This window comes from Waterburya sp. (genome assembly GCF_058530065.1).
Genome location: NZ_JBZNBU010000431.1, coordinates 1 through 1,427, shown reverse-complemented (window position 1 = coordinate 1,427; position 1,427 = coordinate 1). Strand labels below are relative to the sequence as shown.

The window sequence follows — 1,427 nt, the reverse complement described above, 5'->3', positions numbered from 1 at the left end:
ATTTACCGAAAATATCTTAATCAACCCTGAGAAAATCTCAAGAAAATGATTAGAGAATCCAAAAGCAGGACTAAGTAAGATCCTGTCTACTTTGTATAAGGTGCAGTGAATGGAAATAAAGTCACTGTATAAAGCGATCGCCCTTTCTCATAATTAAGTTCGTGACTCGGTAATGCTGTTCGGGGTATAGGGATCGCTCTATAAGTTTGACAGTAGGTTTTAACGTTCCATTTCCGTCGGTACGCTATTGATTATTTGTTTTGTGAAAGAAATAATGTCTTAGTCCTCGTCCAGATTGCTTAAATGAGAAGTAACGTTTCTCAAATATCCTCGATCGTTGATAGTTTCGGGAGCAAGTCTACCATCGGCAATTGCTATTTCTACTAAATCTTTGGCGGTTACTCTTTCACTATTAGCTGCTTTAACAAAAGAACCGTAACCAGGAATTCCTTTATTTGTAAAAGAGCCTTGATAACCGCGTTTGACCAAATTGAAGGGAGTAATTTCGACAATGTTGTTAACAGACTGAGAATTAACGGCAACTACTTCGCCAGCAAATGCAGGAGCAGTAGTCAAAGAAAGAGCTAGAGCAGATAGAGTAGTAAATAATGTACGTTTCATGAGTTATTTCTCCTTGATTCAAAACCATTGAACTTGTTTCGTTATATATAGAATCGCTTTTAGTTCTGAGTAGATCTGGAGCAGAATCTAAGAGTTGATTGAAAAGAAAATTAATTTGTCTGAGTTGAATCTGAGAAAATTATAAGTGAGGAAATAAGTGCGAAGCTTTCAAGAATGCTATCTAGAAAAATATAGCGATCGCCATATCTCGACAACTAACTATTCAACAAATTGTGTATGATATGGTAAGTTTATACAACAAGTTGTATATCAATTTTTTGTATAATCAATAACTTTATCGATTCATCTATACATTTAATGGTTACTCTGTTCTATCGCAATGCTCGTTTGTTGATTTTGACAATTATTTTGATTTTCGTTTGGGGCTTATCTTCTTATACTGCTTTACCCAGACTGGAAGATCCCGAATTAGTATCGAGGTTTGCGATCGCCCAAACTTTTTGGAATGGGGCAGATGCCGAACGGGTTGAGACGTTGATTACCCAAAAGATTGAAGATGAATTGATTGAGATCGAGGAGATTAAGGAATATGCTTCAACTTCTAGTACGGGCAGTTCGATTATTATTATCGAGTTAAAAGACAGCGTAACCAAAGAACAAGTAGACGGAGTGTGGTCGAGGGTACAAAACAAACTGGATGAGGTGAAGCCAGAGTTACCAACAGGTATAGTAGAACCAGAATTAGATAAGGGTAAGGTCAAAGCTTTTGCGTTGATTTCGGCTTTAACTTGGTCCCAGGATGACAAGCCTAATTATGCCATTCTCAATCGTCAGGCAGAAGTCTT

Annotated in this window: 2 protein-coding genes; one reads left to right on the top strand and one right to left on the bottom strand. The window is 37.1% G+C overall.

Features of this window, described 5'->3' with window-relative positions; genetic code table 11:
- Nucleotides 1-279 precede the first annotated feature (279 nt).
- Nucleotides 280-621, bottom strand: coding sequence for a hypothetical protein (locus AC33VI_RS23240; protein ID WP_491784635.1), 342 nt, complete (start codon nt 619-621; stop codon nt 280-282).
- Nucleotides 622-939: 318 nt separating this feature from the next.
- Here AC33VI_RS23240 and AC33VI_RS23235 point away from each other — a divergent pair.
- Nucleotides 940-1,427: efflux RND transporter permease subunit (locus tag AC33VI_RS23235; protein WP_491784634.1), on the top strand; the 488-nt coding region annotated here is incomplete at its 3' end.